Source organism: Nonomuraea sp. NPDC048892, from assembly GCF_040649735.1.
GTDB lineage: Bacteria > Actinomycetota > Actinomycetes > Streptosporangiales > Streptosporangiaceae > Nonomuraea > Nonomuraea maheshkhaliensis.
In genome coordinates this window covers 35,775-62,115 of the sequence record NZ_JBEZFZ010000021.1, presented here as the reverse complement: position 1 = coordinate 62,115, position 26,341 = coordinate 35,775, and the positions used below count along the sequence as shown (strand labels likewise).

17 protein-coding genes and 1 pseudogene are annotated in these 26,341 nt (G+C 68.8%); 4 read left to right on the top strand and 14 right to left on the bottom strand.

Translation table 11 applies throughout. The annotated features are described in order from the left end of the window. Nucleotides 1–112: 112 nt before the first annotated feature. Complete coding sequence (locus AB0C28_RS42510) at nt 113–490, bottom strand: hypothetical protein (RefSeq protein WP_358081320.1); 378 nt, start codon at nt 488–490, stop codon at nt 113–115. Nucleotides 491–880: 390 nt separating this feature from the next. Between AB0C28_RS42510 and AB0C28_RS42505 the strand changes: the two genes are divergently transcribed. After that, nucleotides 881–2,932 carry a tetratricopeptide repeat protein gene (locus AB0C28_RS42505; RefSeq protein ID WP_358081318.1) on the top strand — a complete coding sequence of 684 codons (2,052 nt, stop codon included), beginning with the start codon at nt 881–883 and terminating at the stop codon, nt 2,930–2,932. A gap of 215 nt (nt 2,933–3,147) precedes the next feature. On the opposite strand, the gene AB0C28_RS42500 is transcribed toward AB0C28_RS42505, so the two are convergent. Further along, nucleotides 3,148–6,288: a BTAD domain-containing putative transcriptional regulator gene (locus AB0C28_RS42500; protein ID WP_358081315.1), complete on the bottom strand. Its 3,141-nt coding sequence runs from the start codon at nt 6,286–6,288 to the stop codon at nt 3,148–3,150. A gap of 298 nt (nt 6,289–6,586) precedes the next feature. On the opposite strand from AB0C28_RS42500, the gene AB0C28_RS42495 reads away from it, so the two are divergent. Beyond that, nucleotides 6,587–7,756 (top strand): hypothetical protein, encoded by a 1,170-nt coding sequence (locus tag AB0C28_RS42495; RefSeq protein WP_358081312.1) that lies wholly within the window; start codon nt 6,587–6,589, stop codon nt 7,754–7,756. Beyond that, nucleotides 7,753–8,691, top strand: a complete 939-nt coding sequence (locus tag AB0C28_RS42490; protein ID WP_358081310.1) for a PfkB family carbohydrate kinase — start codon at nt 7,753–7,755, stop codon at nt 8,689–8,691. The genes AB0C28_RS42495 and AB0C28_RS42490 overlap by 4 nt, the downstream gene beginning before the upstream one ends. Nucleotides 8,692–8,881: 190 nt before the next feature. Here the strand turns inward: AB0C28_RS42490 and AB0C28_RS42485 are convergent, their stop codons facing one another. The 6 genes from AB0C28_RS42485 to AB0C28_RS42460 all read right to left on the bottom strand — a co-directional run bounded on the left by AB0C28_RS42485 (nt 8,882) and on the right by AB0C28_RS42460 (nt 15,341). After that, the gene (locus AB0C28_RS42485) at nt 8,882–10,183 is read right to left on the bottom strand and encodes a DUF6596 domain-containing protein (protein WP_358081307.1); all 1,302 of its coding nucleotides are present in this window, start codon (nt 10,181–10,183) and stop codon (nt 8,882–8,884) included. A gap of 72 nt (nt 10,184–10,255) precedes the next feature. Further along, nucleotides 10,256–10,633 carry a YciI family protein gene (locus AB0C28_RS42480; protein ID WP_358081303.1) on the bottom strand — a complete coding sequence of 126 codons (378 nt, stop codon included), beginning with the start codon at nt 10,631–10,633 and terminating at the stop codon, nt 10,256–10,258. Between the two features lie 17 nt (nt 10,634–10,650). Next, nucleotides 10,651–11,229 (bottom strand): dihydrofolate reductase family protein, encoded by a 579-nt coding sequence (locus AB0C28_RS42475; RefSeq protein ID WP_358081300.1) that lies wholly within the window; start codon nt 11,227–11,229, stop codon nt 10,651–10,653. An 84-nt stretch (nt 11,230–11,313) separates the two neighbouring features. After that, nucleotides 11,314–12,561 carry a hypothetical protein gene (locus AB0C28_RS42470; RefSeq protein WP_357852790.1) on the bottom strand — a complete coding sequence of 416 codons (1,248 nt, stop codon included), beginning with the start codon at nt 12,559–12,561 and terminating at the stop codon, nt 11,314–11,316. 106 nt (nt 12,562–12,667) lie between these two features. After that, the gene (locus AB0C28_RS42465) at nt 12,668–13,654 is read right to left on the bottom strand and encodes a hypothetical protein (protein WP_358081297.1); all 987 of its coding nucleotides are present in this window, start codon (nt 13,652–13,654) and stop codon (nt 12,668–12,670) included. Nucleotides 13,655–13,709: 55 nt separating this feature from the next. Further along, nucleotides 13,710–15,341 carry a WD40 repeat domain-containing protein gene (locus AB0C28_RS42460; protein WP_358081294.1) on the bottom strand — a complete coding sequence of 544 codons (1,632 nt, stop codon included), beginning with the start codon at nt 15,339–15,341 and terminating at the stop codon, nt 13,710–13,712. A gap of 80 nt (nt 15,342–15,421) precedes the next feature. Between AB0C28_RS42460 and AB0C28_RS42455 the strand changes: the two genes are divergently transcribed. Next, on the top strand, nt 15,422–16,366 hold the full coding sequence (locus AB0C28_RS42455) for an acyltransferase domain-containing protein (protein ID WP_358081291.1): 945 nt from the start codon (nt 15,422–15,424) through the stop codon (nt 16,364–16,366). A gap of 97 nt (nt 16,367–16,463) precedes the next feature. On the opposite strand, the gene AB0C28_RS42450 is transcribed toward AB0C28_RS42455, so the two are convergent. The 6 genes and pseudogenes from AB0C28_RS42450 to AB0C28_RS42425 form a co-directional block, all read right to left on the bottom strand. Further along, the gene (locus tag AB0C28_RS42450; protein WP_358081288.1) at nt 16,464–17,414 is read right to left on the bottom strand and encodes a DUF418 domain-containing protein; all 951 of its coding nucleotides are present in this window, start codon (nt 17,412–17,414) and stop codon (nt 16,464–16,466) included. Nucleotides 17,415–17,552: 138 nt separating this feature from the next. After that, nucleotides 17,553–18,590 carry a hypothetical protein gene (locus AB0C28_RS42445; RefSeq protein ID WP_358081285.1) on the bottom strand — a complete coding sequence of 346 codons (1,038 nt, stop codon included), beginning with the start codon at nt 18,588–18,590 and terminating at the stop codon, nt 17,553–17,555. Between the two features lie 244 nt (nt 18,591–18,834). Continuing rightward, the gene (locus AB0C28_RS42440) at nt 18,835–22,911 is read right to left on the bottom strand and encodes a DddA-like double-stranded DNA deaminase toxin (RefSeq protein ID WP_358081283.1); all 4,077 of its coding nucleotides are present in this window, start codon (nt 22,909–22,911) and stop codon (nt 18,835–18,837) included. A 74-nt stretch (nt 22,912–22,985) separates the two neighbouring features. After that, nucleotides 22,986–25,334: a trypsin-like serine protease gene (locus AB0C28_RS42435; protein ID WP_358081281.1), complete on the bottom strand. Its 2,349-nt coding sequence runs from the start codon at nt 25,332–25,334 to the stop codon at nt 22,986–22,988. A gap of 93 nt (nt 25,335–25,427) precedes the next feature. Continuing rightward, nucleotides 25,428–25,765, bottom strand: a pseudogene (locus AB0C28_RS42430) (zinc-binding dehydrogenase); the annotation flags it as partial. A gap of 165 nt (nt 25,766–25,930) precedes the next feature. Beyond that, the gene (locus tag AB0C28_RS42425; protein WP_357852812.1) at nt 25,931–26,320 is read right to left on the bottom strand and encodes a VOC family protein; all 390 of its coding nucleotides are present in this window, start codon (nt 26,318–26,320) and stop codon (nt 25,931–25,933) included. Nucleotides 26,321–26,341 lie beyond the last annotated feature (21 nt).

Below are 26,341 nucleotides of genomic sequence, written 5' to 3'. Positions count from 1 at the left end.
TAGCCACACATCGCTCGGGACCGCAGAACCGACACCCTCATCACGGGTCGCTTGGGCTCCCGGATCTGATCTGGACTGGTTGGCGGCGGCGTGGCCGGCCCGTGCGCGGCCATCAGGACCTGCCGAAGTTGATCGAACCGAAGACATCGCCGGCTTGGACAACCGGCCCATTGACGTGGGCGCTTCCACCGATGCTGTTATGCACGACATGCGTGTGCCGGATGAGATGAACCGTGTCGGTCATCCACTTCGCCAAGGTCAGTTCGAATTCAGGATCGGTGTGGGCGCGATCGACCAAGACCTGCGCGATCTCCTCCGGCTGCTGTTTGGCAGGGCTCTCCACGATCGCGGTGGCAGAGTCGTCACCACCGAAGCGTCGCCGCACAAGGGCGGTGAGTGAGGTCCAAGCCTGCTTGCCGGCTTCTCCTGCGGTGCCTCCGACTATCGCTGAGACGATCGCTGCCAGTGTGGGGACCATGTCCGGATCCATCGCTCCCCTTTCAGAGTAAATGCCCTTCCAGCATAAAGCCTCTCAAGTGGATTCAGCTTTACCATTGATCAGGCTTGTGTAATCCGTATGCGTAGATCACTGACATATGACGCAAGCATCGCGATGGCTTCAAGCTATGGACAACGATCAGCACCTGACGCAGACTCTGGGACGTCTGGGCAGAGGGATATCGCTGGAGGCGCCAAGCTACTGCTGCGCAGCGTGACCTCGACCGCTGTTTGAGATGCACGTTTATCCCGAGACGCTCGAGGCTGCACGAAGGAGTACCTTGGTCCAAGCGGGGAATGGTGGCGAATCGACGTGAGAGTCAACCGAAATCTATCCGAAATCATACATAATGATGTGACAGGGGTGATTCACGGTCCGCTCGTGCAGGCGCGAGATGTATTCGGTGATGTGCATCTCCATGGGGAGGATTCACTTCCCACGCCGAGCCAGCTGCCACCAAAGCCGCGACTGATCGATCGTGAGCTCGTCATCACCGAGCTCAACGGCTTACGGGAGGAGATGTCGGATTCCCCACTGACCGTGCTGGTCACGGGGCCGGCGGGGGTAGGGAAATCCACTCTCTCCCTTGCCTGGGCGCACATGATCAGCCCGCACTTTTCGGACGGGCAGTTGTATGCCGACCTCAGCGGAGATTCTCACGTCGGCCCGGCATCCCCGCGAGCGATTCTGGGCGACTTCCTCCACTCTCTTGGCGTCCCGACAGGCCTCATACCCGGCGAACTGGCGCAGCGGGCGGCGCTATACCGGACAGTGACAAGGGATCAGCGAGTCCTCGTGCTCCTCGATGATGCGATGACCGCCGCTCAGGTGCGGCCGCTGCTCCCCTCTTCCCCGGCGAGCATCACGCTGGTGAGCAGTAGATACCGACTAGCCGGTCTGTTGATGCAGGGGGCACGCAGCGTTTATGTCGATCGGTTCGACGCTGAGGCGAGTCTGGCCCTTCTACGTGACGCACTCGGCGGCGAGCGACTGGAACACCAACAGGAGGCGGCGGCCGAACTGGTCGAATTGTGCATGCGGCTGCCACTGGCTTTGAGCCTCGCGGCGGCTCGCCTGGCCGCACGTCCGAGCTGGCCCCTCCGCGAGATGGTCACGGCGCTGGCCGAGAAGCAGAAAGCCTTGGTGGCGTTGACGATTGGGGACGACATGGCTTTGCACTCGGCTTTGAATCTTTCCTACCGTGCGCTCCGCGCTGACGCGGCGCGGTTGTATCGGCTACTCGGCCTCGTTCCGGGAGACAGCTTCGGTGGCGACGCCGCGGCCGCACTTGCCGGCATCCCGAAGACGGAGTCGAGGCGACTGCTAGGGGAGCTGACTGATGCAAACCTGTTGACGGACATAGCCGACGGCCGCTATCGCTTCCACCACACATTGGTCCGCATCCACGCTACGCAGTTGGCGGAGGCCGAGGATCAGAGCGAGGAGCGGGACCTCGCTGTGCAACGCTTGCTTGGCTGGTATCTCGCCACCGCGGCGCGCGCGGAACGGCGGCTGCGGCCGTATCGCACACATCTTCCTCGTGACGCCGAACCGCCCCCTGCGGAGGTTACGGACTTCGGTGGGCCGGAAGACGCCTTGGAGTGGCTGGAGGCCGAACGAATGAACCTCAGCGCAGCCGTCACTCTGGCTCACGAACGTGGTCGAGAAGCGACCTCGTGGGAGTTGGCCGACAGCATGTGGGCTCTCTTTCTCCACATGGGCCATTACGTGGAACGGGTCGACGTCGAAGAGACGGGGCTGGCCGCGGCGCGATCTTGCGGCGACGCGTATGCCGAGGGAAAGATGCTGAACCGATTGGGGCTGACCCTCAATGCTCTGGGACGCCATGACGAGGCCGCCGCGCGATTGGAGGAGGCGCTCGCGATCTGGCGGCGGCTCGGCGAGCGGGAGAGAGAGATCGGCTCTCTGCGCAGGCTCGGACTGGTCGCCGCAGGGCGGGGAGATCTCGATCTAGCCATCTCCCGGCTCACGGACGCGAGTACCGCGTTCCACGAACTGGGCGCCGACAGAAAGACGGCGTTGGCCTTGATAGATCTCGCCGGCGTACTCCTCACGCAGGAACGCGGCTTGGATGCGGTCGTTCACCTGGAACGGGCACGGCGTCTGTTGCGGAGCGTGGATGACCCCTACAACCGGACCCGAGTCCGAATCTTCCTCGGCTACGCACACGCCGACTCGGGGAACTATGACGATGCGGATCGGGAACTGCGTGTCGCACTCGAGGAGATGTCCGAGCTTGGGTCGTCGGCCGGTCGCGCCGCGGCTTTGGAAGGGCTGGGGCGTCTGGCTGAGCGTGAGGGCAACAGGGGCGAGGCAAGACGGATCTATGAGACCGCACTGGAAGCAATCGGCCAGGACGGATCTATCGGATATTTCAGGATAAAGGCACGACTTGACGCATTTGGAGATTAACGAGGACTTTGCTATGGTAAGCAACGTGAGAGCAGGCCACCACCGTTAGGCGATGACCTGCTCCCGGCGAAATGGGACGAACTACGTCATCCCATCATTATGAACCACGTCCAAAGGTCCATTTCCCACCCTTCGGGCAGTAAAAGCCGATAACCTTGGCAAAAGGAAGCTTACCGGGTCCGTCTGGTAAGGACCACTTCCCCTGCCGTTGAGAATTATGCCTGCATAGTCTTGGACGTGTCGAGACGTAACCTCAAGGATTCCGCTTCTGGCGCTCCAAGCCCTTCGAAGATCGTTAGTGCGCGGCGCCAGTGTCGCTCCGCGGCCTGTGCTCCACCCATGCACACAAGGGCTTCACCTAGCCCCAGAAGTGAGCTGGCCTCAAGAAACGGGTCGCCAAGCTCACGAGCGAGGGCCAACGCCCGTGCATAGGTCTCCTCGGCAAGGGCGTACTGACCACTGCGTCGCTCACTGTCGCCGATACCCTGCAATGCACGTGATGATTCGTACGGGTCCTTTATCTCTCGTGCGATGGAGAGCGCCTTTTGGAAATGAATCAAAGCCTCGGCGTTGAGGTTATTGTTGAGGTACGTCGATCCAATATTGCAGAGCGTGTCGGATTCGTGTCGAGGATCGCCAGTGATTCGGTAGATCGCCAATGCCTCGCGATAGAAATGCAGCGCTTCGTCGCGGCGTCCCTCACGTTCCAGACAATTGGCGATGTTATTGAGCGCTACGGCTTCGTTCTGACGCCAGCCCGTGTCACGCAGGATGGCGAGCGCATCCCGGAAGAGGCCGAGCGCCATGCGATAATCGCCATGGTTGAAATGCAGCTCCCCCAGGTTGTTCAAGACCAGGGCCTTCGTAGGAAGATCTCCTGTGCCGTTCACGATGGCGAGCGAGGCTTCGAAGGACCTCATCGCCTCATCGGCACGTCCCAGATATGAGAGGGCGATCCCTGCGTGGAGGAGCGCATTGCCTTGCCCGTAGCGATCACCGAGCTCGCCGAACAACCGAAGTGCCTCTTTCGCGTAGCTCAGCGCCTCCCGATTGCGCCCCGAGAGCCATGACACGCGGGCAAGATGATCCAGCGTGTTCGCTTCCCCTTGGCGGTCGCCCAACGCTCGGAAGGTGGCGAGCCCTCGGCTGGCGTGGTCAAAGGCCGCTGCGTAGTGGCCCGTGCGGCTTCGTACCAGGCTGAGCTCGAGCTCCAGGTTCGCCTCTGCCGCGCTGTCGCCGCTGTCCTGACCGGCACGGCGCGCAAGTTCGTGCACGTAGGCGGCGTCCCCCCAATGCGCCGACCGTTCCAAATACATCGCGATGGCCAGCGACAGCTGAATGGCATGTGAGAGAAAACCATGCTCGGCCGAGTAGCGCACACACATCAGTACGTTGGCTCGCTCCGTACGCAACCACTCCGCGGCCGCACGCGGATCGTCCACGGGTGGTGGTTCGGGCAGATTTCTGACGCTGACGTCGATGCGGCGCCTGTGCGGGTAGAGAACACGATCAGCTCGGTCAGCGGTGTACAAGTAGAAATCGAGCAGCCGGTGGACGACTTGTCGCGGCTCGTCCGAGGGCTCCTCATCAACAGCACGCTCCTGGGCGTATGCCCGCAGGAGATCATGCAGGCGAACCCGTCCGGAATCAGGTTCTTCCACGAGATGCCGGTCGATCAGTTCTTCGAGAATCTCCTCCGCTTGGATGGCATCGCATCCGATCAGCGCCGCGGCTGCCCCTATCGTGAGGTCGGCTCCAACGTGAAGCCCGAGACGGCGAAACGCTTTTCGCCTCTCAGGTGACAGTTCCTGGTACGACAGATCGAACGCAGTGAGAAGGTCACTGTCTCCCGCGTACATGTCGGCCAACTTGCCTTTGGATCGTGACAACTTGCCCACCAGGTCACCGACGCCTCGAGCCGGCCGGTGGCGAAGTTTGTTCGCCATGATCGTCACTGCAAGAGGCAGATGACCGCAAAGCTGGACGAGGCGATTCACCTCATGCGCATCGAGACGCCGCTCTTGTCCAACGATGCGACGAAAAAGCAGTGCGGCCTCACGTGGCATGAGTGCGTCGAGCGAGAGCGGCCGGACTCCTTCCAGCCCGGACAGTCGTCGCCGGCTCGTGATCAGCACCAAAGAGCCCGGCCTTCCTGGCAGAAAAGGCCTCACCTGATCGGCGCTGGCCGCATCGTCGAGCACAATGAGCAGGCGCCGGTTTGCCAACCGCGCTCGCCACAGGGCAGCACGTGGTTCCAGCTCTTCTGGGATCTGCTGCGGATCCTCTCCCATGAATCGCAGGAGCTCTTCGAGTCCTTGGGCAGGTTCTAAGGGTGGTTGGTGCGGATCATGGGCACGGAGATGCACGTACCACCGGCCGTCCGGATACCGGTCCGCCAGATCATGTGCCACATGGATAGCGAGTGCCGTCTTTCCGACGCCGGCCATTCCGTCGATGGCCTTGACCATCACGGCCGTAGAGGAACGCTCCAAGCCATCGTATAGATGACTCAACTCGGCTTCCCGCCCGGTGAAGTCAGGCGTGTCTCGGGGCAGATTGTCCGTGAGCGGCCCCAGGCGAGAGGAGTGGTGAGCTGGAACGGCGGCCAGATCGGCATCGCCGCGCAGTATGCGCTCGTACGTCCCGCGCAGCGAGGGGCCAGGTTCGGTCCCAAGATCTTGCACGAGGAGGTGACTGGCCCGATGGTAGATCTCCAGCGCCTCGCCCTGGCGACCACAACGATAGAGGGCGACCATCAGATGTTCGACGAACGATTCGTCGTAGGGGTATTGATGGACGAGGTCGTACAGTTCTCCGGCCAACTCGGCATGACGGCCCTCGTCGAGTTCCAGCGCAAGCCGCATGCCCATGGCAGCGCGATGTTCGCTCTCCAGGCTCGTTCGCAGCTTCGTCACCCACTCCCCGGACAAGCCGGAGAGCGGATCGCCACGCCACAGTCGGCGGGCTGCCCGTAGGAGTCGCAGGGCGTCTTCCGGAGCGCCGCTGTCCGCAATCGCCCGTGCCTGGGCGTTCAGTCGGCGAAAACGATGCAGGTCCACCGTTTCAGGGTCGATTTCGAGTACGTACGCACCGGAACGGGAGCTCAGCCGAGCCGCAGCGTCGCCAAGTCGGCGGTTCAGACGGCCGCGCAGGCGCGCGATGTAGCTGTGGACGCTCTCACGGGCTTTCGACGGCGGTGCGTCATCCCAGACCCGGCTGATCAAGGTCTCGATGGGCACGGCCTGACCAGGTGCGAGAAGCAGCACAGCCAACACGTGCCGTTCCTTGGCGGAGCCGAGCTCGCATGCCTGTCCATCAACCCACAACTCCACGGAGCCGAGTAGCCGGAACTCCATGAGTGTCCTTCCGGTGGTCAAGGGCCCTCTCCACCAGTTTTGCGCATGCACGGTTACTGGTCCATATGTCACGCGATGCCTGACTTCTCCTATTCACGGTTGTTGCAAGGTTTTGTCAAGGAATCTGATGGATTCTCACATTGAGCCGTTGGGGGCATTACGGCCAGGCGAATACGGCGATGCGAAGCCACGTCGTAGATGGCAGGGGGGACAGAAATCGATGACCTGTTCGGAGGGATGCCGCGTACCGGTGGGTCCGGACGCGGCGCGCTGGGTGACACGTCGCAGCCGACGTACCGTGCTGGTGGTCGTTCATACGGTCACATCCGGACAACGTCTATTGGACGTTGTCCGCCTTCTTGCCGCCGATCTTCGGATTCAGGTGGTCTTCACGATAGGTCCGGACGTCTTCCACAATGGTGTGACCGAGTTACTGGGGCGAATAGGCGGTGTGACACTGCCGTGGCACCTCGCCGTCCGCGAACAGTTCGACCTCGCCATATGCGCCGCCTACGGGGGCATCGAGGACATCCACGCACCACTCGTGGTCCTGCCTCATGGAGCCGGCTATAACAAGCTGGTCAGCCGCCGACAGAGTGGTGGGGCTACTGCGCCTCGCGGCGTCTACGGACTGAGCGCCCAGGAGCTGATCAGAGACGGAGCAGTCATCCCGGCCGCCATCGTGCTCGCGCACAAGGCCGAACGCAGAAGGCTGGCGAAGAGCTGCCCAGAGGCACTGCCGGTAGCTGAAGTCATCGGAGATGCCTCCCACGACCGGTTGGTGGCGAGTTCATGTATGCGCCACTCCTATCGACGAGCCCTCCGGGTTTCGGACGATCAGGAGCTGGTGGTGGTGACCTCCACCTGGGGGCCAGAGTCACTCTTCGGGCGCCATGCCCAGTTGCTTCGGCGGCTGCTGGCTGAACTGCCGAGAAACCGCTACCGCGTCGCAGCCCTTCTTCATCCGAATGTCTGGTTCGGCCACGGCATTTGGCAGATACGCACGTGGCTGGCCGACTGCCTCAGGGATGAGCTCGCACTCGTACCGCCAGAAGCGGATTGGCGAGGCGCCCTTGTTGCCGCCGACCATGTCGTGGGCGATCACGGCTCCGCCGCAGTATACGCCACGATCTGTGGTGCCTCCATCCTGCTGGTCGGCGACGCGCGAAGCGATGTGGACCCGAAGTCCGCCGCCGGACTGCTGTCGGCAACGGCACCCCGACTGCGGCTTGGCCAGGCATTGCCTGGCCAATTTCGCTGGGCTGCTGCCAGCCACCATCCGGAACGGCACGCCCAGGTCGTAGCGCGGCTGACCTCGGCGCCGAACCAATTCGATCGGAACATGCGTCGCCTGATCTACCGGCTTTTGCGGCTGCCACAGCCGCTCTTCCCTCCCCAGCCAGATCCTGTTCCTCCTCCCTATCTGATCGAGCCGCCCGACCGTGCCACCCACGAGGAGAGCAAATGAGCAACGCGATAGTCGTGGCGGGTGTCACCAGCCTGTACATGGCGATGCCCGTCGTGGAATTCCCTCTGCGGTACACACCGCAACGGTTTCCGCAGTGGATGAGAGCCGAGGTGTCCGGAGCTGCCGGCCACATCGCCCACACCCTCCGGTCCCTCGGGGATGAGGCTCGCCTCTGTACCTTGGTCGGGGAGGACGTGGCCGGCGAAGCGATCAGAGCGTCACTACAGGCCCGCGGATTGTGGGGACCAGGTGTGGTCACGGCACCGCGCTCTTCGCTCGGAGTCGTGCTCGTGGCCTCGAATGGGCGACGCTCCGGTCATCCCTACGTGGCTGCGGTCAACGCCATCGAGTACCCCATCGAGGTATTTCGCAGTCTGGTCCATGAGGCTGATCTCGCGGTGCTCACGAATACCGCGTTTGTGCGTCCTCTTCTCGGACACGCACGCGAACAAGGTGTGCCGATCGCGGTCGACGTACATCTGATCACGGATGTGAATGATGCGTACAACCGGCCCTGGCTGGAGGCCGCCGATATCATCTTCTGCAGCCACGAACGATTGCCCTGCTCACCAAGGCAGTGGGTGGCGCAGATCTTTGAGCGCTATCCGGGCTGCGCGATCGCCGCGGTCGGCCTCGGTGGCCGAGGATGCGTCATGGGACTGGCAGACGGTGTTCTGATTCAGGTGGATGCCGTCGCGCCGCGGGGGGTTGTGAGTACCGCGGGTGCCGGAGACGCACTCTTCGCGTCGTTCATTCACAGCTGGCTCGCTACCCGTAATCCGCTGGAGGCGCTTGAGGATGCGGTGCTTCACGCCGGGTGGAAAGTGGGCGACACATTCCCCGGGGCGACTTCACTGACATCCGCAGAGCTAGCTCGGCTGAAGGAACTTCACCCTGTCAGCATGTTCGTCGATCGCTGGGACACCGGTCCTTGACCTCGATCCTGGGCCGCCCAGCGCCCCGATCGGCTGCGGGACAAGTCCCGCGACGCTCGCCGCTCCTGAGGTGGAAGGAACGGGTGCGTACCAGGCGAGGATTCCCGCCGGTCGGCTGCTGGATCCCGCCTTGTACGCGCCGGACTTCGAATGGCCCCTGACGCCGTAATACGCGGGCGGCACGGGCACGTCACCCCGAGTCGATGTCGGCCTGGGCGCGTTTTTCGAGGAAGGCTCGGGCGGCTGGGTCTGGGGTGAGGGTGGATGCCTGGGCGTAGGCCGTAGCTGCTTCCTGGTGGTGGCCGAGGCGGGTGAGGAGGTCGGCGCGGGCCGCGTGGTAGGGCTGGAAACGTTCGCGTTCGACGGGCAAGGACTCCAGGAGTGACAGGCCCGTTTCTGGTGAGTGGGTGCGGCCGATGACGGCGGCGTGGGCCACTCGGCTGCCCAGGCTGGGTGCGATCGCCACCAGGGCGGTGTAGAGGGTGCACAGGGCGTGGTCGTCGGTGGTGCCGGTGCGGGCGCGGTCGCAGTGGACGGACTGGATGGCGGCCTCCAGTTGGAAGCGGCCGGGTGCCTGGCCGGGGCGGGTGGCTCGGTGGAGGTAGGACTCGCCTTCGGCTATGAGGTGGTGGTCCCATTTGTCGGGGTTCTGGTCGTGGAGTGGGAGGTAGTGGTCGCTGGGGCTCGTGGCGCGGGCCGAGGCCAGGGTGAGCAGGGCGGCCAGGGCCCAGGCTTCGGGTTCGTCGCCTAGCAGGGTCGCGGTTGTGACGGCCAGGTATCGGGCCTCGCCTGCTAGCGAGGACGCTTCGCCTCGGTCGGGGAAGGCCAGCGCGTAGCAGCCGTACACCGCTTCGAGGACCGGGGGCAGGCGCTCGGGCATCGCCTGGCGGCCGGGGACGACGAAGGGGATCTTGGCGTCCCTGATTCGGCGCTTGGCCCGGACCAGGCGTTGCGACATCGCGCCTGCGGGTACGGCGAAGGCGCGTGCGATCTGGGCGGAGTCGAAGCCGAGGACCGCCTGCAACATCAGCGGGGTGCGGACGTTGGCGGCGATGGCCGGGTGGGCGCAGACGAACAGCAGGGCCAGGCGGCGGTCCGGGATCCGGTCCGCGTCCAGGTCCAGGTCCGGGTCCGGGTCCGAGTTGGGGTCCGGGTTCGCGTTGGGGTCCGGGGCCGGGTTCGGGTCGGTCCATGGCTGGTCGGTGTCGGCCCCGGTGGCTGCCTCCAGGGGCTGGGTGCGGCGGTGGGCGGCGGATTTCCACAGGTCACGCTGCCGGTTGCGGGCGACCGTCAACAGCCAGCCGTCGGGATTGTCCGGTACGCCGTCACGCGGCCAGGTGGTCAGGGCCTGTTCGAAGGCGTGTGCCAGGGTGTCCTCGGCCAGTTCGACGTCGCCGGTCGGTGCGGCCAGCAGGGCGAGCAGGCGGCCGTACGACGTCCGGGCCGCGCGCTCGGCGGCATACGCGGCCGTCTCCTTATCGGTGGTGGTCATGTCGGCTCATCGGTCATTCCGGGTCGCTGGTCAGGGTGACGCCGTCCTCCGAGGCGTGGCCGTTCCCGTACGTCATGACGACGGGACCCACGTTCCGGACTCGATGTGTACGGCGCCGGGGCGGATCTCGACGGTGCCCCACGACAGCGGCGGCGCCTGGCGGGCCCACTCCAGGGCGGCGTCCAGGTCCGGGACGTCGATGACGATCACGCCCCCGAGCTGCTCCTTCGTGTCGGCGAACGGGCCGTCCTGGATGCGCGGCTCCCCGTCCACCAGCGTGAGCGTGGTCGAGTTGGATGACGGCTGCAGCACCTGGCCGCTCACCAGGATCTCGGCCTGCTCCAGCGTGGCGGCGTAGGCGGCCATCGCCCGCATGCCCTCGGCGACCGCCTCGGCCCCGATCGACTCCTCGGTCGCCTCGCCGTAATGGAACAGCAGCATGTAAAGCATGTCCGTATCCTTCCTCGTCAGTTGACTCGGTAGCGAGCGATCAGCACGCAGGTCGTGGTGGTGATCGACTCCTGGAGCGTCAGGTCCGTACGTTCTCCCGCGCCGAACAGCCGCGCGCCCGAGCCGAGCACGATCGGGTGGATGAGCAGGACGTACTCCTCGACCAGGCCCGCCGCATGCAGTGAGCGCACCAGCTCGCCGCTGCCGAGCACCCTGATGACGCCGTCCATCCGATCCTTGAGCTGTGCGACGGTGTCGGTCGCCTCCCCCGTCAGGAGGGTGGAGTTGGGGTGGGCGAGTTCGGTTTCGGGCCGGCGGGAGGTGACGTACTTGGGCGCGTTCACCAGCGTCTCGGTGAACGGGTTCGGGTCGGTCACCGAGGTCCAGTGGCCCAGTATGTCGTCGTACGAGCGATGCCCGAAGAGCATCGCGGTGGCCCGGTCCAGGCCGCTGATGTACGTGGCGATCACCTCGTCGGCGTACCCGATGCCCCAGCCGCCATGACGAAATCCGCCCCTGGTGTCCTCGTCCGCCCGGCCCGGGCCCTGGATGACGCCGTCCAGGCTGAGGTTCGCCAGAACGCTGATCGTGCCCATCTTCTCTCCTCGTGATCGTGCCGGCCGCAGGAGCGGCCGGCACAGTGATGACGAGGTCGGGACGGGCGAACAGACAGTGAGAGGTCAGCCGAGCCAGGTCGCGAGCTGGGACATGGCACTGGAGGACCAGCCGAGCTTGAGGTGGTTGAGCGGGAGGGTCGCGGTGGCGGCGCGGTTGGTGATGCCGTCGGCGGCGGTGCAGCTCGCCACGAAGACGGCGCCGTCGGACGGGCCCGTGTGCTCGTTGTGCAGCAGGGCCATGTCGGGCATGTTGCCGCAGAGCTGGTAGACCGGGACGCTCGACGCCGTGCCCGCGTTGATGAGGGGCTGGACGAGGGAGCCTCGGTCGATGGCCCACTGGATGCCGCGGCCGGCGGTGTAGAAGCCGGTGCCGCCGTAGTAGGTGGTGTACCAGTCCTGCTCGGCGGCGGGCAGCGGGTAGACGTCGTCCCAGCGGTAGAGCATGTCGTCGGAGCCGGGGTAGGCGTTGCCCTCGTAGCTCAGCTCGGGGTGGTTGCGCCACAGTGCGTAGCAGACCATCTGGGAGTGGGGCGCGGGCGCGTTCAGCGAGCCGCCGCATTCAGGAAATATCGCGAAATCGTGGGTCCAGCCGTGCCGGTAGCCCCAGTCGAACCCCTTGTTCGGCCCGCCGACGAGGATCAGCTTCCTGACGTCGCCCGCGTACGCCGTCCCCCAGGACTTGCGCAGCGACGAGACGTACATGCGCGCGTTGAACGCCCCCTTCGACCAGCCGATCACGTCCACCTGCGCGGCCCCGGTCTTCGCCCGGATCCTGGCGACGGCGTCGTGGATCTGCTCGGCCCAGTAGTGGCCGTCCCCGGTGATGTGCGGGAAGCCGATCGCGAAGACCTTGTAGCCCCGGCCGTTGAGGTGCTGCATGAGTCCGGTGGTGGGGCAGCTGGCCTGGCCGCAGCCGTACGCGCCGCTCGCGTTGGGGTTGGCCCAGGCCAGGTCGGCGGTCTGGTTGGCGCCGTGCACGAGCAGCACGGGCGTGGTCTTGGTGCCCGTCTGCCAGCCCGGCGCGTGGTAGAGCAGGAACCGCGAGGAGTGTGGACGGGCGACGTCGCCGAACAGGCGCCTGGTCTGTCCCTTCTGGTCGCCTCGTCCGTCGGATGGGTAGGTCTCGGTCTGGAACCCGGTGGAATTGTCCTTGTAGCGCTCGACGAGCGCCCAGCCGTTCTCCAGGCCCGAGGTGTAGGTGGCCTCCAGCGTCACCGATCCCGTCGCGGTCGCCGCCGCGGGTGTCGTGACCAGCACACCGGCCGCTAACGCGAGGGCCGCGACCAGCTGTGTGAACGAACGCCGTCCCATCAGACCTCCTATGAAGCCGAAGTTGAGCCATGCTCACCCGGCCCCGGGAACCGGTCAATGTGAGCCGGACCCATAGCCCGGTGTCGGCCGGCGCCCCAAGCAATCCTCAGCTGGCGCTGAGCGCCTCCTCCGTGGTTCCGGTGATGGCGTACGCGCGTTCGGGGCGGACCGACCCCGTGGCGACGTCGATGCCGTAGACCTGCACCCGGACCCGCTTGAACCCGATCTTCCGCACCATCCGCAGCGTGGCGTCGCTGGTCCAGACGAGCTCGACGGCCGTGTCGGCCTCCGTGAGCCTGTTTTCCGCGGGGTCCCGCTGGACCTTCTGGCCTGAGGCCGGCAGTGGGTACGTGGCGGTGATCAGCTCGCTCTCCAGGTCGTACAGGGCGATCTTGGGGGTGGGGCCGATGAGGTAGACGGCCACGGTGTGCCCGTCGGCGTGCAGGGCGGCGGTGGTGGCGTCGTCGCCGATGAGCCGGGGTGGCACGACGGTGGTGGTCCGCTCGCCGTTCGGGTCGTGGACGCTGATTTTGACGGATTTTTCGTCATCCGTGCTGACCAGGACCTGGTCGCTGTCGGCACTGAAGCTCAACGCGTCATCGTTCACGGAGACCCCCGCCACCTTGCCCAGCAGCGCACCGGTGCCGCCGTCGTACACCCGCGCGGGCTGCTCGGTGTAGCCGGCGTCGCAGCAGTGCACCGCCACGCGGGAGCCGTCGTACGACATCGTCACGCGGGTGACGTCGAGCTCCGACGTCGACGGCCACGCCTTGGCCCGCGAGACCCGGGTGCGGCCGTCGAGGTCACGGATGACGAGCCGGGCGTCCTTGGCCCTGACGTAGGCCAGGCGGCTGCCGTCACCGCTGACCGCGACCGCGCCCGCCCACCGGCCCACCCCGCTGATCACGTGGCGCTTGCCGTCGGTCGTCCGATACCACCATGGACCACACCATTCGGCGTTGCGCGGGTCCTTGGCACAGTCGGAGACGGCGGCGTACCGGATCAGGGCGGCCTCGGGAACGGCCGCGTGAGCACTGCCGGGGACGGCCACGAGCGCCGAGCAGGCGGCGAGCGCCGCACAAAGGATCTTCATACGGGCTTGGACCCCTCATCGCCGCACAAGGTTGATCGCGGTCTGATAACGGACCTTAGCCGGTGAGAACGGTCAGGTCGCCCCAGTGGGCGGGCCAGGCGACGCGCCGGTCGATCGTCCAGGCGAGCAAGCGGGAGAGGTCGTCTTCCCGGCCGGGCGGGACGATCACGGTGCCGTCCTCGAACGCGGCGGCCCAGGTGTCGGCGTCCAGGGCCAGCGTCGCCTCGAGGGCCGCCTCGGGGGTCGCCTCGGGGAAGGAGTCCTCGCCGTCCCGTTCGTCCGGGCGGGGTGCGTCGGGTTCGTGGTCGAAGGCGAAGTCTCCGATGATCTCTCCGGTCGAGGCGCGGACGAAGCGCAGCGATTCGCCGCCCACCATCACGAGCACGTCGTCCGGCGTCCATTCGAGGCCGAAGAGCGGCAGCTGCTCGCCGGTCTCTCGGTAGAGGCCGTCGATGACGCGCAGGCGTTCCGGCCGCCCGCCCAGCTCCCAGAGCTCGACGCGGCCCGCGTCGTCGACGAGTGCGGCGCGACGGCCGTCAGGGGACCAGGCCCAGGGCAGCGGGTCCCAGCCGCGCGGATGGGCACGGTGTACGCGGACGTCCAGGTCGTGCAGGCGTTCGCCGGTCGTCCCAACGAAGATCGTGACCCGGTCGGACGTGACGACGGCGAGGCGGTCGTCCGGTCCCCAGCGCAGGAACTCGGCCTCGTCGGGGGTGGGATGCTCGGACAGCGTCCGGCCGGTGGCGGCGTCGGCGATGATCAGCTTGCCGTCACGCTGGTAGGCGAGCAGGCGCTCGCCGAGGCTCCATTCGGGCGGATCGCCGTCGTGGTCGGCTCCCGTCTCCAGGATCCAGTCGACCTTGCGTTCTTCGGCGTCGAGGCAGACGATCCAGCCGCCGCGCAGCTCGCCGTAAATGCGGCGACCGTCGCGCGACCAGTGGATACGCCTGAGCAGGAGCTCGGGTTCCTCGCCCCAGTCGTCCTCGTAGCCGCCGGGCAGGGGGCCGGTGAACTTCAGCGGCTCTGGGCCGAGCTCCTCGCCGTCCGGCGGCCCGGACACCTGCCCCTGTTCCATCGAGACGATGACCTGCCACATGAAGGGGGACCCGCCGCCGTAGACGAGCGCGCGCCTGCCGTCGGGCGCGAGCGCCATCCCGGCCGGTCTGCCGCCGGCGAAGAAGAACGCCTGGGCGATCGGCTCGCGATCGGCGCCGAACGGGTCCCACACGCCGGTCGCGTTGGTGCTGAACTCCAGCGCGATGCGGGCGCCGTCCGCGGACCACTGCAGGCTGCGCGTGTAGTCGGGGAAGCCGACGCCGCCCGCGATGCCGTCGATGACGTTGACGCAGCGGCCGGCGGGGACCTCGAAGATCTGCAGGACGCCGCCGGCGTCGTAGTCTTCACCGGTGTGGCTGCCGATGGCGAGATAGCGGCCGCACGGGCTGAGCGCGTAGCCGTTCACCTCGCCGCGGTGCACGTCGGGATGGCGCAGCACGGCGCCCGCCGCCCGGACGCGGGTGGTCGCGAAGCGGTGCGCCTCGGTGACGCCGTGGGCGCGTTCGAGTGCGGCGAGGGTGTCACGCAGGGGCGCGGTGTCGCGCGCGGGATCGTAGCGGGACCAGTCGGCGGCCCGCAGAACGGCGAGCGCGGCGGCGGGGCCGCCCGCCGGGTCCAGGGAGTCGATCATGCCAGCCGACGATAACGCGGAGCTCCGACAATCGCGTGAGGCCGAGCGGTCAGTGCGTCGGGACGAATAGGATCAATCGCGTGGATCTGCACGAAACCGCAGCCCGGCTCGGGGTGCCCGTCAAGGATGTCGAGCGGGTGCACCGGCTCGCCGGTGACCGGCCGTCGGCGCCGCTGCCCGCCAAGGACGATGTGCCCGCGTTGCTCGACCGGCTCGCGGTGCTGCCGGACGACGCCGCCGAGATCATGGCGGGCTGGCCCGATCCCGGCTCGCCGCTGTGGACGCCCGAGCTGCGCTGGCTGCTCGACCGTTCGATCGCCCTGGTCAGAGCCGACGTCGGCGGTCATGAGTGGCTGTCGCCCGGCCCGGCGCTGCCGCGTGAGCGGGGGCCCGCCTGGCGGCATCTCTACGTGTACGCGTACCTGGCCCTGGTCGACGTCGCCATGGGATACCACCGCGACCACGGCATCACCGAGGACGTGTCGTGGGCGAGCCTCGCGGACCTCGGCCGCAACCTCGCGGTCGACCGGCGCATGCGCCGCGAGGGCTGGCCGGTGATGCAGAGCTGGCTGACCCTGCACTCGCGCGGCACCATCTACGAGCTGGGCCGGCTGCAGCACCAGCACAACGACACGGCCATCGAGCTGCACATCCCCGAGTCGGGGCCGATGACCCCCGAGACGGTGGACGCCTCGCTCGACGAGGCGCGCGCCTTCTTCCCGCGCCACTTCCCCAACGTGCGTTACACCGCGTTCTCGTGCGGCTCGTGGCTGCTCGATCCGCAGTTGCTGGAGTATCTGCCGGCGGACTCCAACATCGTCAGGTTCCAGCACAGGTTCGAGCTGGAGCCGTACGAGGAGCAGGAGGGGCAGGACGCCGACGTCGAGGTGCTGCGGTTCGTCTTCCGTACGCTGACCACGCCGCTCGACGAGCTGCCGCGCCGTACGGTGCTCCAGCGTGCGATCGTCGATCACCTGAAGGCGGGCCGCCACTGGCGCATCCGCCGGGGCCACATCCCTATATAGCCGGACGACCAGCGGCCGCATCCCCCTATAGCCGGTCAGCGGTTCGTGAGACGGCGCAGCAGGATCTCGGCAGGGCCGCGGTGGCCCGCCCGGCGCATCAGGTCGGCCAGCAGGACCGACGCGCCCCAGACCGCGACCGCTGCCCGAGCGCCGACAGCGCCAGCGTGACGGGCCCGTGGTCGCCGCCGATCCGGTACGCGACCAGCCCGACCAGCGCGGCCAGGCCGATGCCGCCGGCGTAGCCGGTCAGGTCGTGCGCGAAGGCGGCGAGCCAGGCCACGGGGGCGGAGGTGACCGGCCAAGCCCCGGCCAGCATCAGCGCGGCGGGGATCCGGGCGCAGACGGCGACGCCCAGGCAGGTCAGCGCGACGCGGCGGAGCAGCGGCAGGTACCGCTCCGGCTCGTCGAGGATCCGGCGCCGGGCGGCCCAGAGACCGGCCAGCATGCCCGGCACGACCATGATCGTGCACAGCGCGGTCTCGACCGGCCAGGTCGGGATGGCGGCGACCAGGTGCTTGGCCAGGGTGGGCTCCATGTAGGCGGCCAGGGTGGGCGGGGTGCCGGCCGCCGCCACGATCAGGGTGTTCGCGCTCTGCCAGGTCAGCAGCAGGGTCGCGGGGAGCAGGGTCGCGCCGGCCGTCCACAGGAGCACTGAATCCCTGGCTCGGATGATCGGCGCGAGGGCGAGCAGCGTCAGCCCGTACACCGCGACGATGTCGATCGGCACCAGAACGACGGTGTTCGCGAACCCGATGACGGTCAGCCAGAAGCCCCTGCGCCGCAGCAGCCCCCTGAACGAGGTCCACTCGGTCTGCCGCCTGGCCAGTTGCCCCAGCCCGTAGCCGAACAGGAAGACGAACATCGCCCGCGCCTGGTTGTCCGCGACCAGCGACTTGACGAACTTGGCGGCGCCGTTCAGCCAGGCCGGCCCGGCGTCCCAGTCGGCGACGAGGGCCGGCGCGTGCGCCAGCGCGATGAGCAGCAGCATGAAGCCGCGGGCGAGGTCCGGTGCCAGTGACCGGGTGGTCACGTTCATGGTGGCGGTCATGGGTGTCCTTCCAGGGAGGAGGCCACCCACGATGTCCGCGCCACCTGACGGCGACCTGACAGGCCGCCCGCGCGTCCGTCAGGCCAGCCGGCTCAGCGCCTCCCGCCTGCGCACCTCCGCATCCGCCGACAGACGCTGTCAGGTCAGCCCGGCCAGCTGGTTCAGGGCCTCCTGCCTGGGCATTTCCGCGCCGCGCCGGTAGGCCGCGTGGTACTCCCGCTCGCCGAGGCGTGCGGTGAGGTCAGACACCAGCGCGCGCAGCTCCGGCTCGCCCCGGTCGAACACGCCGCGGATGGCCCGGCTCGTCCCGAGGGCGGTCGCCGCGCCGGCCCGGTCGCCCTCCAGCAGGAGCAGCCGGGCCAGTTGCTCGGCCGCCGAGGCCGGGTCCCGTGCGGCGAAGGCCGCCTGGACGGCGGCGGGCAGCAGGTCGCGGGCCCGCCCGGCCGCTCCGGCCGTCAGCTGGTCGGCCAGCCGGGCCGCCGCCACCCGCCCGGCGGCGGCCTCCGCCGGGATCGACATCTCCCGCGCGAACGCCTCCAGCCGGTCAAGCGTCCGCTCGGCCCGGTCCACCTCGCCGGTGCGCCGGTGCAGGTCGGCCAGGCGCAGCAGCAGCTCGATCTCCGAGTACGGCTGCGCCCGCCGCACCACCCGGCGCCGCGCGGCCGCCACGTCCGCCGCCGCGCCCTCCTGGTCGCCGCCGCGCATGCGCAGCCCGGCCAGCCAGGAGCGGTACATGACCTCCTCACCGGCGCTGAACTCGGCGGCCAGGGCGACGGCGCGCTCGGCCATCGCGACGGCCGTGCCGTACTCGCCCTCGACCGAGTGGACGCGCGCCAGGCTCATCAGCGTCATCGCCAGCCCGTACCGGTCGCCCACGTCTTCGAACAGGCTCAGTGTGACGGCCAGCCGTTCGGCCCCGCCGCGCCAGTCGCCGCGGTCGGTCAGGGCGAAGGCGTCCACCCAGTGGGCCGCCGCCCTGGCCCACGGGTGCGGGTGCGCCATCGCGCGGGGCAGCTCGCGTTCGAGCAGGTCGTCGATGAGCGCGTCGGAGGGCACCGCCCGGCCGGCGTCCAGTGCCAGCCGGGCCACAAGCGCCCGCGACCGCGCTCCGCCCAGCGTGACCTGGCGCGCGTCGTCGTCGAGGACTCGCACCGGTCCGAGCAGCGCAATCCGCACCGAGCCACCCTCTCAGACCTCGGCCCGCAGTGCCCACGGCCCGCCACCGGTGGCGGGCGAGGAGGTGGCGCCGGTGCACCGCCGGCGGCCAGGCACTGGGCGAGCACATCCCTGGCGGCGGCGATGGAAAGGCCACCGGCCGGAACCTGGTGATTCCGGCCGGTGGGTCAAGGTGACGGGGGCAAGGTGAGTGTCAGTCCATGGGTCAGACTCTGGCGAGAAGCGCTCATCTACATCATCACTGTCAGTCCAGCCAGCGGCCCACCCCGCGCACCGTGACTTCGAGGAGTTCGGCCGGATTGTCCGGGTCCGGATAGTAGATGATCATGGTCGTTCCGGCCGGGAGCAACATCTTGACGGCCTGCACGCACCCGGCCACCGCCTGCCGCTCCCGGTCGGGCCCGGTGCCCTCGATCGGCACCGCGTCGCAGACGCCGCCCGGATTGTTCATGACGAGCCGGAGCGTGTTGTCCCGCAGCTCCACGTCCCGGGTGGCGACGCGATAGGCGAGCTGCGTCTCAAGGTGCCAGGCCGGAGGCGCCATCGGCAGCCCGAACGCCTGCCCGTACAGCAGGGCGAGGCGCTTCTCCAGGGCCGCCAGGTCGTCGTGCAGCCCGCTCTCGACCGTGTAGCGCGCCCACTTGTCGAGGTCGTCGATCGGCGGCAGGCTCGCGATGGGCAGGCCGCTCGCGTCGAGCAGCCGGCCTGACCCGTCCACGATGTAGCCCTGGTTGTTCGTCTGCTTGAGCGACTCGCTCACGTTCTTGAGCTGCTGCGCGGTGTCCGTGAACGGGCACTCCCCGCCCTCCAGGACGCACCCGACCGGCACCGTACGGTGCAGCGCGGTCGCCAGGCCCGACTCGTAGATGGCCGACAGGATGGTCCGGTCGGACATGTGCCCGTGCAGGTACATCGTGCCCAGGATCGAGTTGTACTCGGTGAACCGGAGCTCCTCGGGAACGAGGGACTCGATGAAGGTCCCCTTCCACTGGCCCGAGTACTGGTTCCAGTCGGGATCCTCGGTCAGGTCGAGAACCCCGGTGAAGCAGTCCGTGAAGTTCCACGGCTTGCCCTTCCAGTGGCTGCCGAAGGCGTTCTTGCACGCGCCGATCACGGTCAGCTGGGAGGTGGCGTTGATCAGGTCCAGCGCGGTCAGGGCCATGTACTCCTCGCCGAGCCGGTGGGCCTCGCTCTCCTGGTCGGCGATCCCCCGTGCGGCGAAGTAGAACAAAGGGCTCATGACCACGGACATGCAGGCGTCCTGCGCCTTGCCCACGAACTGCCTCTTGCAGTACTCGACGCGTTCCTTCGCGTAGCCGTCCGGGTCGTGCAGCGGGCCCTTGGGGTCGTTGAGGATCTCCTCCACGTACGCGTTGCAGTCGTTGTAGCCGGGCAGGCCGTCCTCGGGACCCCACTTGCAGTGCCCGTACCACTCGCCCTTGAGCGTGCTCAGATACTTCTCGGCCTCCTCCCGGTAGTGCTCGAACACCGCGGCGGCGATGGCGGCCGCCTCCGACGCGCTCTTGTTCGCCCTGATCGCCGAGGCGAACGCGGCGTCGTAGGCGGCGAAGGCGCTGCTCGCGTCCTTGGCCGCCGCGACGGCCGAGGCGCGGGCCCAGCGCGCCGAGAGAGACGCCTCCCTGGCCGACCGCTGGGCCTGCTTGGTCGCGGCGGCGGCGGTGCGGACCGCCTGCGCCGCTCGTTCGGCGGACGCGGCGGCGTCACGGGCGTGGGCGACGGCCTGGGTGGCGAACGTCCGTGCCTGGTCGGCGGCCCTGCCGGCGTCGTTGGCGTACCCGATGGCCGCCTCCGCCGCGCCGCGTGCCTCCGCCGCCGCGGCCTGCGCGGTGCGCGCGAATTCGACGGCCTGCTGCGCGATCTGCGAGGTCTCGATCATCAGCGAGGTGGCGATGTAGTTGTGCGTGGCGGTCGCGTAGTCGCGTTCCGCCGCGCGGTGCCGCTCCACCTCCAGGAACTCCGCCTGCGTCGCCGTCGTGCCGGCCAGGGCCACCCGGGCGCCGTTGCGGACCTCCGTCCCGTACTGGTCGTCCCCGGCTATCGCGGTGACCTTCGCCCTGACGTCGATCGCGTACGCGGTGTTGTGCGTCACCTCCAGGAACTCCGTCAGCTTGGCCGGGTCGTCGGAGCGCAGGGCGAGGTTCGCCGCCTCCTCGGTCTCCGTGTGGCCGGCCTGGCGGGCCGCGGCCAGGATCCGCCCGACCTCCTCGCGTTCCTCACCGGCTCGTTCCGGATAGACCGGGTTGTCGAGGAACGCGATGACGTCCTGCCACGAGCCGTCCAGAGCCCTCTGTCCTGCGGCTCTCCTGGCCGGGCTGCCGGTGACCAGGAGCCCCGTCAGCGTCGTACGGTCGTCCTGCTCCTCGGCGGCGGCGAGCCCGCTCTTGACGAACTCGACGGCGAGAACCCGGTCGTCCTCACCCAGCGCGGCCATGGCGGCGGAGCTGGTCCACGTGCCGGGCACGGTCGCGAAGTAGCGGGCCACCTGCCGCACCTTGCCGGCCGCCACCGCCGGATCGGCCTGCGGGTGGGCGGCCTGGGCGATCAGCGCGTCGATCTCCGGGGTGTGGTAGCGCCGCATCGGGACGCCGAAGCCGCGGGCCTCCCCCAGCCGGGACTCGGTGGCCTTCTGACTGATGTGCTGGGCGAAGGAGAGTTCCAGCTCGAACTCGTTCTTGAGCCGTTCGGCGTCCGCCTCGCGCGCCGCCGTGTAGACGGCCTGCGCCGTCTCGGCCGCCTTCAACGCGTCCTCGGCCGCGCGGTAGGCGTTGTTCGCGTGCTCCGTCGCCAGCTCGGCCGCGTTGACGGCGCCGCCCGCGTGACTGGCCGCGCTGGCGGCGGCGCTCGCCGCCTGCTCGGCGTAGGACACCGCGCGGGTGGCGGCGTCGCGTGCCTTGCCGGCCGCGTCCTTGGCGATGTCCGCGTGCCGCACCGTCTCCTCGGTGGCGCGCCTGGCCCGGTCCGCGCTCGCCTTCGCCCGCCCGGCCGCGGCGAAGGCCGCCCGCGCCTCGGCGCTGGACACCCCCGCGTAGTGGCCGGCCGCCTCGGCGGCACGGCCCGCGGCCTCGGTGTTCGCCCGCGCCGAGTTGGCGGCGGCGATCGCGGCGTACGCCTTCTGGGTCACGTCGTTGATCTGGTTGATGGGCGAGAACCAGGCGGTGATCTGCGGGCCGATCTGCTGCATGGTCCGGTTGTGCGCCGCCGCCTCGTCGGCGGCGTTCGCGTCCAGCTCCGCCCTGGCCGCCGCCGCCCACGCCTCGTCGGACTTCGTGTGCGCCCGCGCCGCCGCGGTCGCCGCGCGTCCTGCCGCCCCGGCGGCGGCCCGTGCGGCGTCCGCCGCCGCCCGCGCGGCCTGTACGGCGACGCGCGACGCCGCCGCGGCCCGATCGGCGGCCTCGGCGGCACGCTGGGCCTGCCGCCTGGCCTCGGCCGACTCCTGCCCGGCCAGCCCGGCCAAGCGCTGCGCCTCCTGCGCGTCCCGCATGGCGGCCTCGGACTCCGCCTTCGCCCGCTCGGACTGCGCCACCGCGGAGATCGACTCCAAGGCCGCGCGGCGCGTCGCCTCCGCGGCGCTGGCCCGCAGGTCGTTCAGCGTCTGGTTCTCGTTGTCGCGGGCCTGGGCCACCCCCCAGTCGATCGCGACGAACCGCTCCTGCATCTCCAGGCTGCCGTCCTGGAGCGCCCGGTTCGCCGCGGCCTGCACCTCGGGGCCGCCGTCCGCCATCGCGCGGTTGACGACCGCGCGCAGATCCAGCCGGTACGGCACCCGCCAGCCCGACTCGATGAACGCCCCCAGCTCCGCGGCGTCCCCGTCGCGCAGCACCGCGTTCGCGGCGGCCTTGACCTCGGGCCCACCGGCCGCCTTCATCTCGTTCACGCTGGCGCGCAGGTCGATCTCCCTGGCCCGCGCCCAGCCGCCGTCCAGGAACTTCGCCACGGCGCCGGGGTCGTCCGAGATCAGGGCGGCGTTGGCGGCGGCGGACACGTCGGGTCCCCCGCGTGCCTTGATCCGGCCGGCCTGCTCGCGCTCGTCCTGCGCCGTGAGGCGGGGCAACTGGGTGAGGAAGGCGCAGATCGCCGCCTCGTCCCCGAGCAGCGCCTGCTCGGCGGCCGGGCGGACGTTCACGCCGCCCGTGACCCAGGCTTCCAGGACCACCTGGCGTTCGCAGGCCGGCGCGGCGGGGGGATCGGCCGCCGTCGCGGCCCGTACCTCGCCGATCGGGGCGCCCATGAGGAGCAGCGAGAGCACGGCTCCGACGACTCCGGCCGTCTTCCAGGGAGCCCTGTCACATAACGCACGCATCGCATTTCCACCGTTTCGGTCGATGCTTCAGAGAGGAACAGGCCGGTCGGCCAGGAAGGCCGACCGGCCGGTGATCAGTTGACGACCCGCAGCTCCAGCAGGGTCTCCCGGCAGTTGTCGGGATAATCCGGATGAGCCTCATCGCAGGTCGTATCCGTACGTCCGAACTGCTCGCTCTCGTCGCGCTCGACGCGCTTGGTCCGCTCCGTGCCGGAGGACACGTTCACCACCGTCGCGTCCACGTCGTGACCGGCTCCCGGCGAACGGCTGTCGCCCTGGACCTCGTAGACGTTCGGGATGCGGAGCTTCACGTACCCCGTGGGCGCGAGGACCTTGAAACACACCGCCGTCACGCCGAGATGCGGCTCGCCGATCTCGGTCTGGCCGTTCAGCAGGCCGGGGAAGACCTTGATCACGCCGACCCCGTTCTCCGCGGACGCGGTGCACGAGACCCAGATGAGCCCGCCGTTCCCGGAGACCAGCTCGAAGTTCTTCGCCTCGGCCGCTTCCGTGCCCCAGTCGGCCTGCCCTGAGGTGCCGGCGAACTCGTGCCGGTAGTGCACGGGGTAGGCGAACCTCTCCAGGATGGAGTCCGGGCGGACGACGGGCTGCACGGTGACGTTGGCCGGCACCGCGGGCCCGTAGGCGCGGCCCAGGATCCACGCGATCTGGCTGCCCGGCCGGTAGAGGAACAGGTAGCCCGGCCCGCCGGAATGCCGGTGGTCCCAGGCGATGACGCGGTCGGCCCCGCTCTTCAGGTCGTAGCCGCCGATGCCGGCCGAGCTGTGGAACACCGCGCTGAACGCGTTCCCCGCGCCGTGCTTGAGAATCCAGGCGGTCTGCGCGCCAGGACGGTACAGCACGAGATGATCGAGTTTGCCCGTGTGCTCGTAGTCGTAGGCCACCACCTGATCCCGTACGTCCGCCAGGTTGTAGCCGCCGATGCCGGTCGAGCTGTGATACACCGCGCTGAACGCGTCTCCCGCGCCGTGCTTGAGAATCCAGAGGGTTCCCGTGCCCGGACGGTAGGCCACCAGATGATCGAGCTTGCCCGAGCCCTCGTAGTCGAAGGCGATGATCCGGTCCGCCTCGCTCTTCAGGTCATAGCCGCCGATCCCGGTCGTCCTGTTCAGCACCGCGCTGAACGAGTTCCCCGCGCCGTGCCTGAGGATCGAGACCGTCTCCGCGCCAGGACGGTACAGCAGCAGGTGATCGAGCTTGCCCGTGTGCTCGTAGTCGAACGCCACCACCTGATCCCTGGCGTCCTTCATGGTGTAGCCGCCGATCCCGGCGTCGGTCGAGGCGTAGACCGGGGTGAACGTGTTTCCGCTGCCGTGCTTGAGGATGTGCACCGTCCCGACCCCCGGCCGGTACAGCAGCAGATGGTCCAGCTTGCCGGAACTCTCGTAGTCGAAGGCGATGATCCGGTCGGCAGCCCGCTTCAGGTCGTAGCCGCCGATCCCGGTGGTCGAGGAGAAGACCGGGGTGTAGGCGCCGTCCGCGCCCTGCTTGACGATGGAGACGCGCTCCCCGCCCGGGCGGTACAGCAGCAGATGATCGAGCTTGCCCGTGTGCTCGTAGTCGAACGCCACCACCTGGTCCCTGGCGTCCGCCAGGTCGTAGCCGCCGATCCCGGTGGAGTGGTTCCCGTACGCGCGGAAGTTCTCCGTGGGCTCGCCCGCGACCAGGCGGACCCAGTTCGCCAGGTCGTCCACGCGCACCGCGTCGGCGCCGCGCGGCCCGTCGTCGGCCGCGCCGAGGCAGCCGCCCTGGCCTGCGCCGATGCCGAGCCCGACGAGCTCGGGGGCACTGCCGCCGGTGCGGAAGACCGGTGCGCCCGCGTCGCCCTGGCAGGCGCTCACGTCGCCCGCGTCGGCGCCGGTCCAGCCGAACGAGTCCGCCGTCACCGCCCCGGCCACGACCGGCGCGGCGTGCAGCCGGCGCGGCGCCCACTCCTGCGCCGTCCTGCCGAAGCCGGCGACCTGCAACGCGTCCCCTTCGGCGGGGGCGGTCGCGCTGACAGCGACGGGGGCGACGCCGAGCACCCGCAACGCCAGCCGGACCAGCACCACGTCCCGGTCGCGGTGCGGGTGGATCCACTCCACGGGCAGCACTCGGCCGCCCGTGCCGAGCAGGTCCGTCCTGCCGACGGTGACCGTCGTCGCCACCTTCGGCCTGCCGGTCGTGACGGACTGCCCCGCGGCGGCCAGACAACTCGTGGCGGTGATCACGTACTGCGAGCTGACCAGGGCGCCGGTGCACCCGTGCAACTCACCGACGTTCACCTTCGCCACGAAACCCCAGGTGCCGTCGGCGACCTGGCCGCCGCCTCGCACCGCCTGGGCCGGGATCGTCCCGGCCCAGAGCAGTAATAAAGACAGGAGAGTGAGGGATAAGAAGCGGAATGTTCGCTGGAGGTTCACGGCATGATTGTGGGAGCCGGGCTCCGAGCCGAACCAGGACAGTAACCGGACACTCAGCGGGCACTTCGCGCGGTGGGCTCGGGCCGCGTGTGGTCAGGGCTTGAGCAGGGTCTTGATGGCGCGGTGCTCGTCCATGGCCCGGTAGCCCTCGGCGACCCGCTCCAGCGGCAGCGTGAGGTCGAAGACCCGGCCGGGGTCGATCCGGCCGCTCAGCACGCGCTCGATCAGGTCGGGCAGGTAGCGGCGCACGGGGGCGGGGCCGCCGCGCAGGCCCGCCTGGGAGAGGAACAGCTCCCATCCGTCGACGGCGACCCCGTGGGGAGGCCGACGAAGCCGATGCTCCCGCCGGGGCGTGCCGCGTGCACGGCCTGCCGCATGGCCTGGTCGGTGCCCACGCACTCCAGGATCGCGTCGGCGCCGATGCCGCCGGTGCCCATGACGTCGGAGACGGCCAGCAGGCTCGGCCACAGGTTCTCGTCCGGCACCCCGGCGGTGGCGACGAGGGTGCGCGCGCCGACGCCGTCCGCAACCCCCACGACAAGGAGCTGCACGACCTCGTCGGCGAGCTGTGGACCCGCAGCGAGGAGTTCCGCACCTCAGGGCCAGGTTTTGGCCTCCGCGTCGAACAGCGCGGCGTCGCTCTCCACGGGCAGCACGCACATGACGTGGCCGCCGGGCGTACGCAGCGTGCGGCACTCCTGCCACCGCCCCACCTCGCTCGCGCCCAGCTCGATCAGGCGCCTGGTCTCCGCCTCGACGTCGTCGGTCTCGATGTCCACGTGCACGCGCGGCGCGCCGTCGTCGATCGACTGCACGGCCACGTGCGGGGCGACCTCGGGCAGGGCGCCGTGCAGGGAGATGAACTGCTCCGCGTCAGGCAGCGGGCGGGCGGTCGCCCCCAGCGCCGCGGCCCAGAAGGCGACGGCCGCCTCGGCCTCGGGTGCGGGGGTGTCGATCAGGAGGGCGTACACACGGGTGCGATGCATGGGAATCATGCTAGGTGTGCG

Coding starts and splice junctions, on each gene's coding strand:
- AB0C28_RS42510 (WP_358081320.1), bottom strand. CDS start 490: ATGGATCCGGACATGGTCCCCACACTGGCAGCGATCGTCTCAGCGATA.
- AB0C28_RS42500 (WP_358081315.1), bottom strand. CDS start 6,288: ATGGAGTTCCGGCTACTCGGCTCCGTGGAGTTGTGGGTTGATGGACAG.
- AB0C28_RS42490 (WP_358081310.1), top strand. CDS start 7,753: ATGAGCAACGCGATAGTCGTGGCGGGTGTCACCAGCCTGTACATGGCG.
- AB0C28_RS42485 (WP_358081307.1), bottom strand. CDS start 10,183: ATGACCACCACCGATAAGGAGACGGCCGCGTATGCCGCCGAGCGCGCG.
- AB0C28_RS42480 (WP_358081303.1), bottom strand. CDS start 10,633: ATGCTTTACATGCTGCTGTTCCATTACGGCGAGGCGACCGAGGAGTCG.
- AB0C28_RS42475 (WP_358081300.1), bottom strand. CDS start 11,229: ATGGGCACGATCAGCGTTCTGGCGAACCTCAGCCTGGACGGCGTCATC.
- AB0C28_RS42470 (WP_357852790.1), bottom strand. CDS start 12,561: ATGGGACGGCGTTCGTTCACACAGCTGGTCGCGGCCCTCGCGTTAGCG.
- AB0C28_RS42465 (WP_358081297.1), bottom strand. CDS start 13,654: ATGAAGATCCTTTGTGCGGCGCTCGCCGCCTGCTCGGCGCTCGTGGCC.
- AB0C28_RS42460 (WP_358081294.1), bottom strand. CDS start 15,341: ATGATCGACTCCCTGGACCCGGCGGGCGGCCCCGCCGCCGCGCTCGCC.
- AB0C28_RS42450 (WP_358081288.1), bottom strand. CDS start 17,414: ATGACCGCCACCATGAACGTGACCACCCGGTCACTGGCACCGGACCTC.
- AB0C28_RS42440 (WP_358081283.1), bottom strand. CDS start 22,911: ATGCGTGCGTTATGTGACAGGGCTCCCTGGAAGACGGCCGGAGTCGTC.
- AB0C28_RS42425 (WP_357852812.1), bottom strand. CDS start 26,320: ATGCATCGCACCCGTGTGTACGCCCTCCTGATCGACACCCCCGCACCC.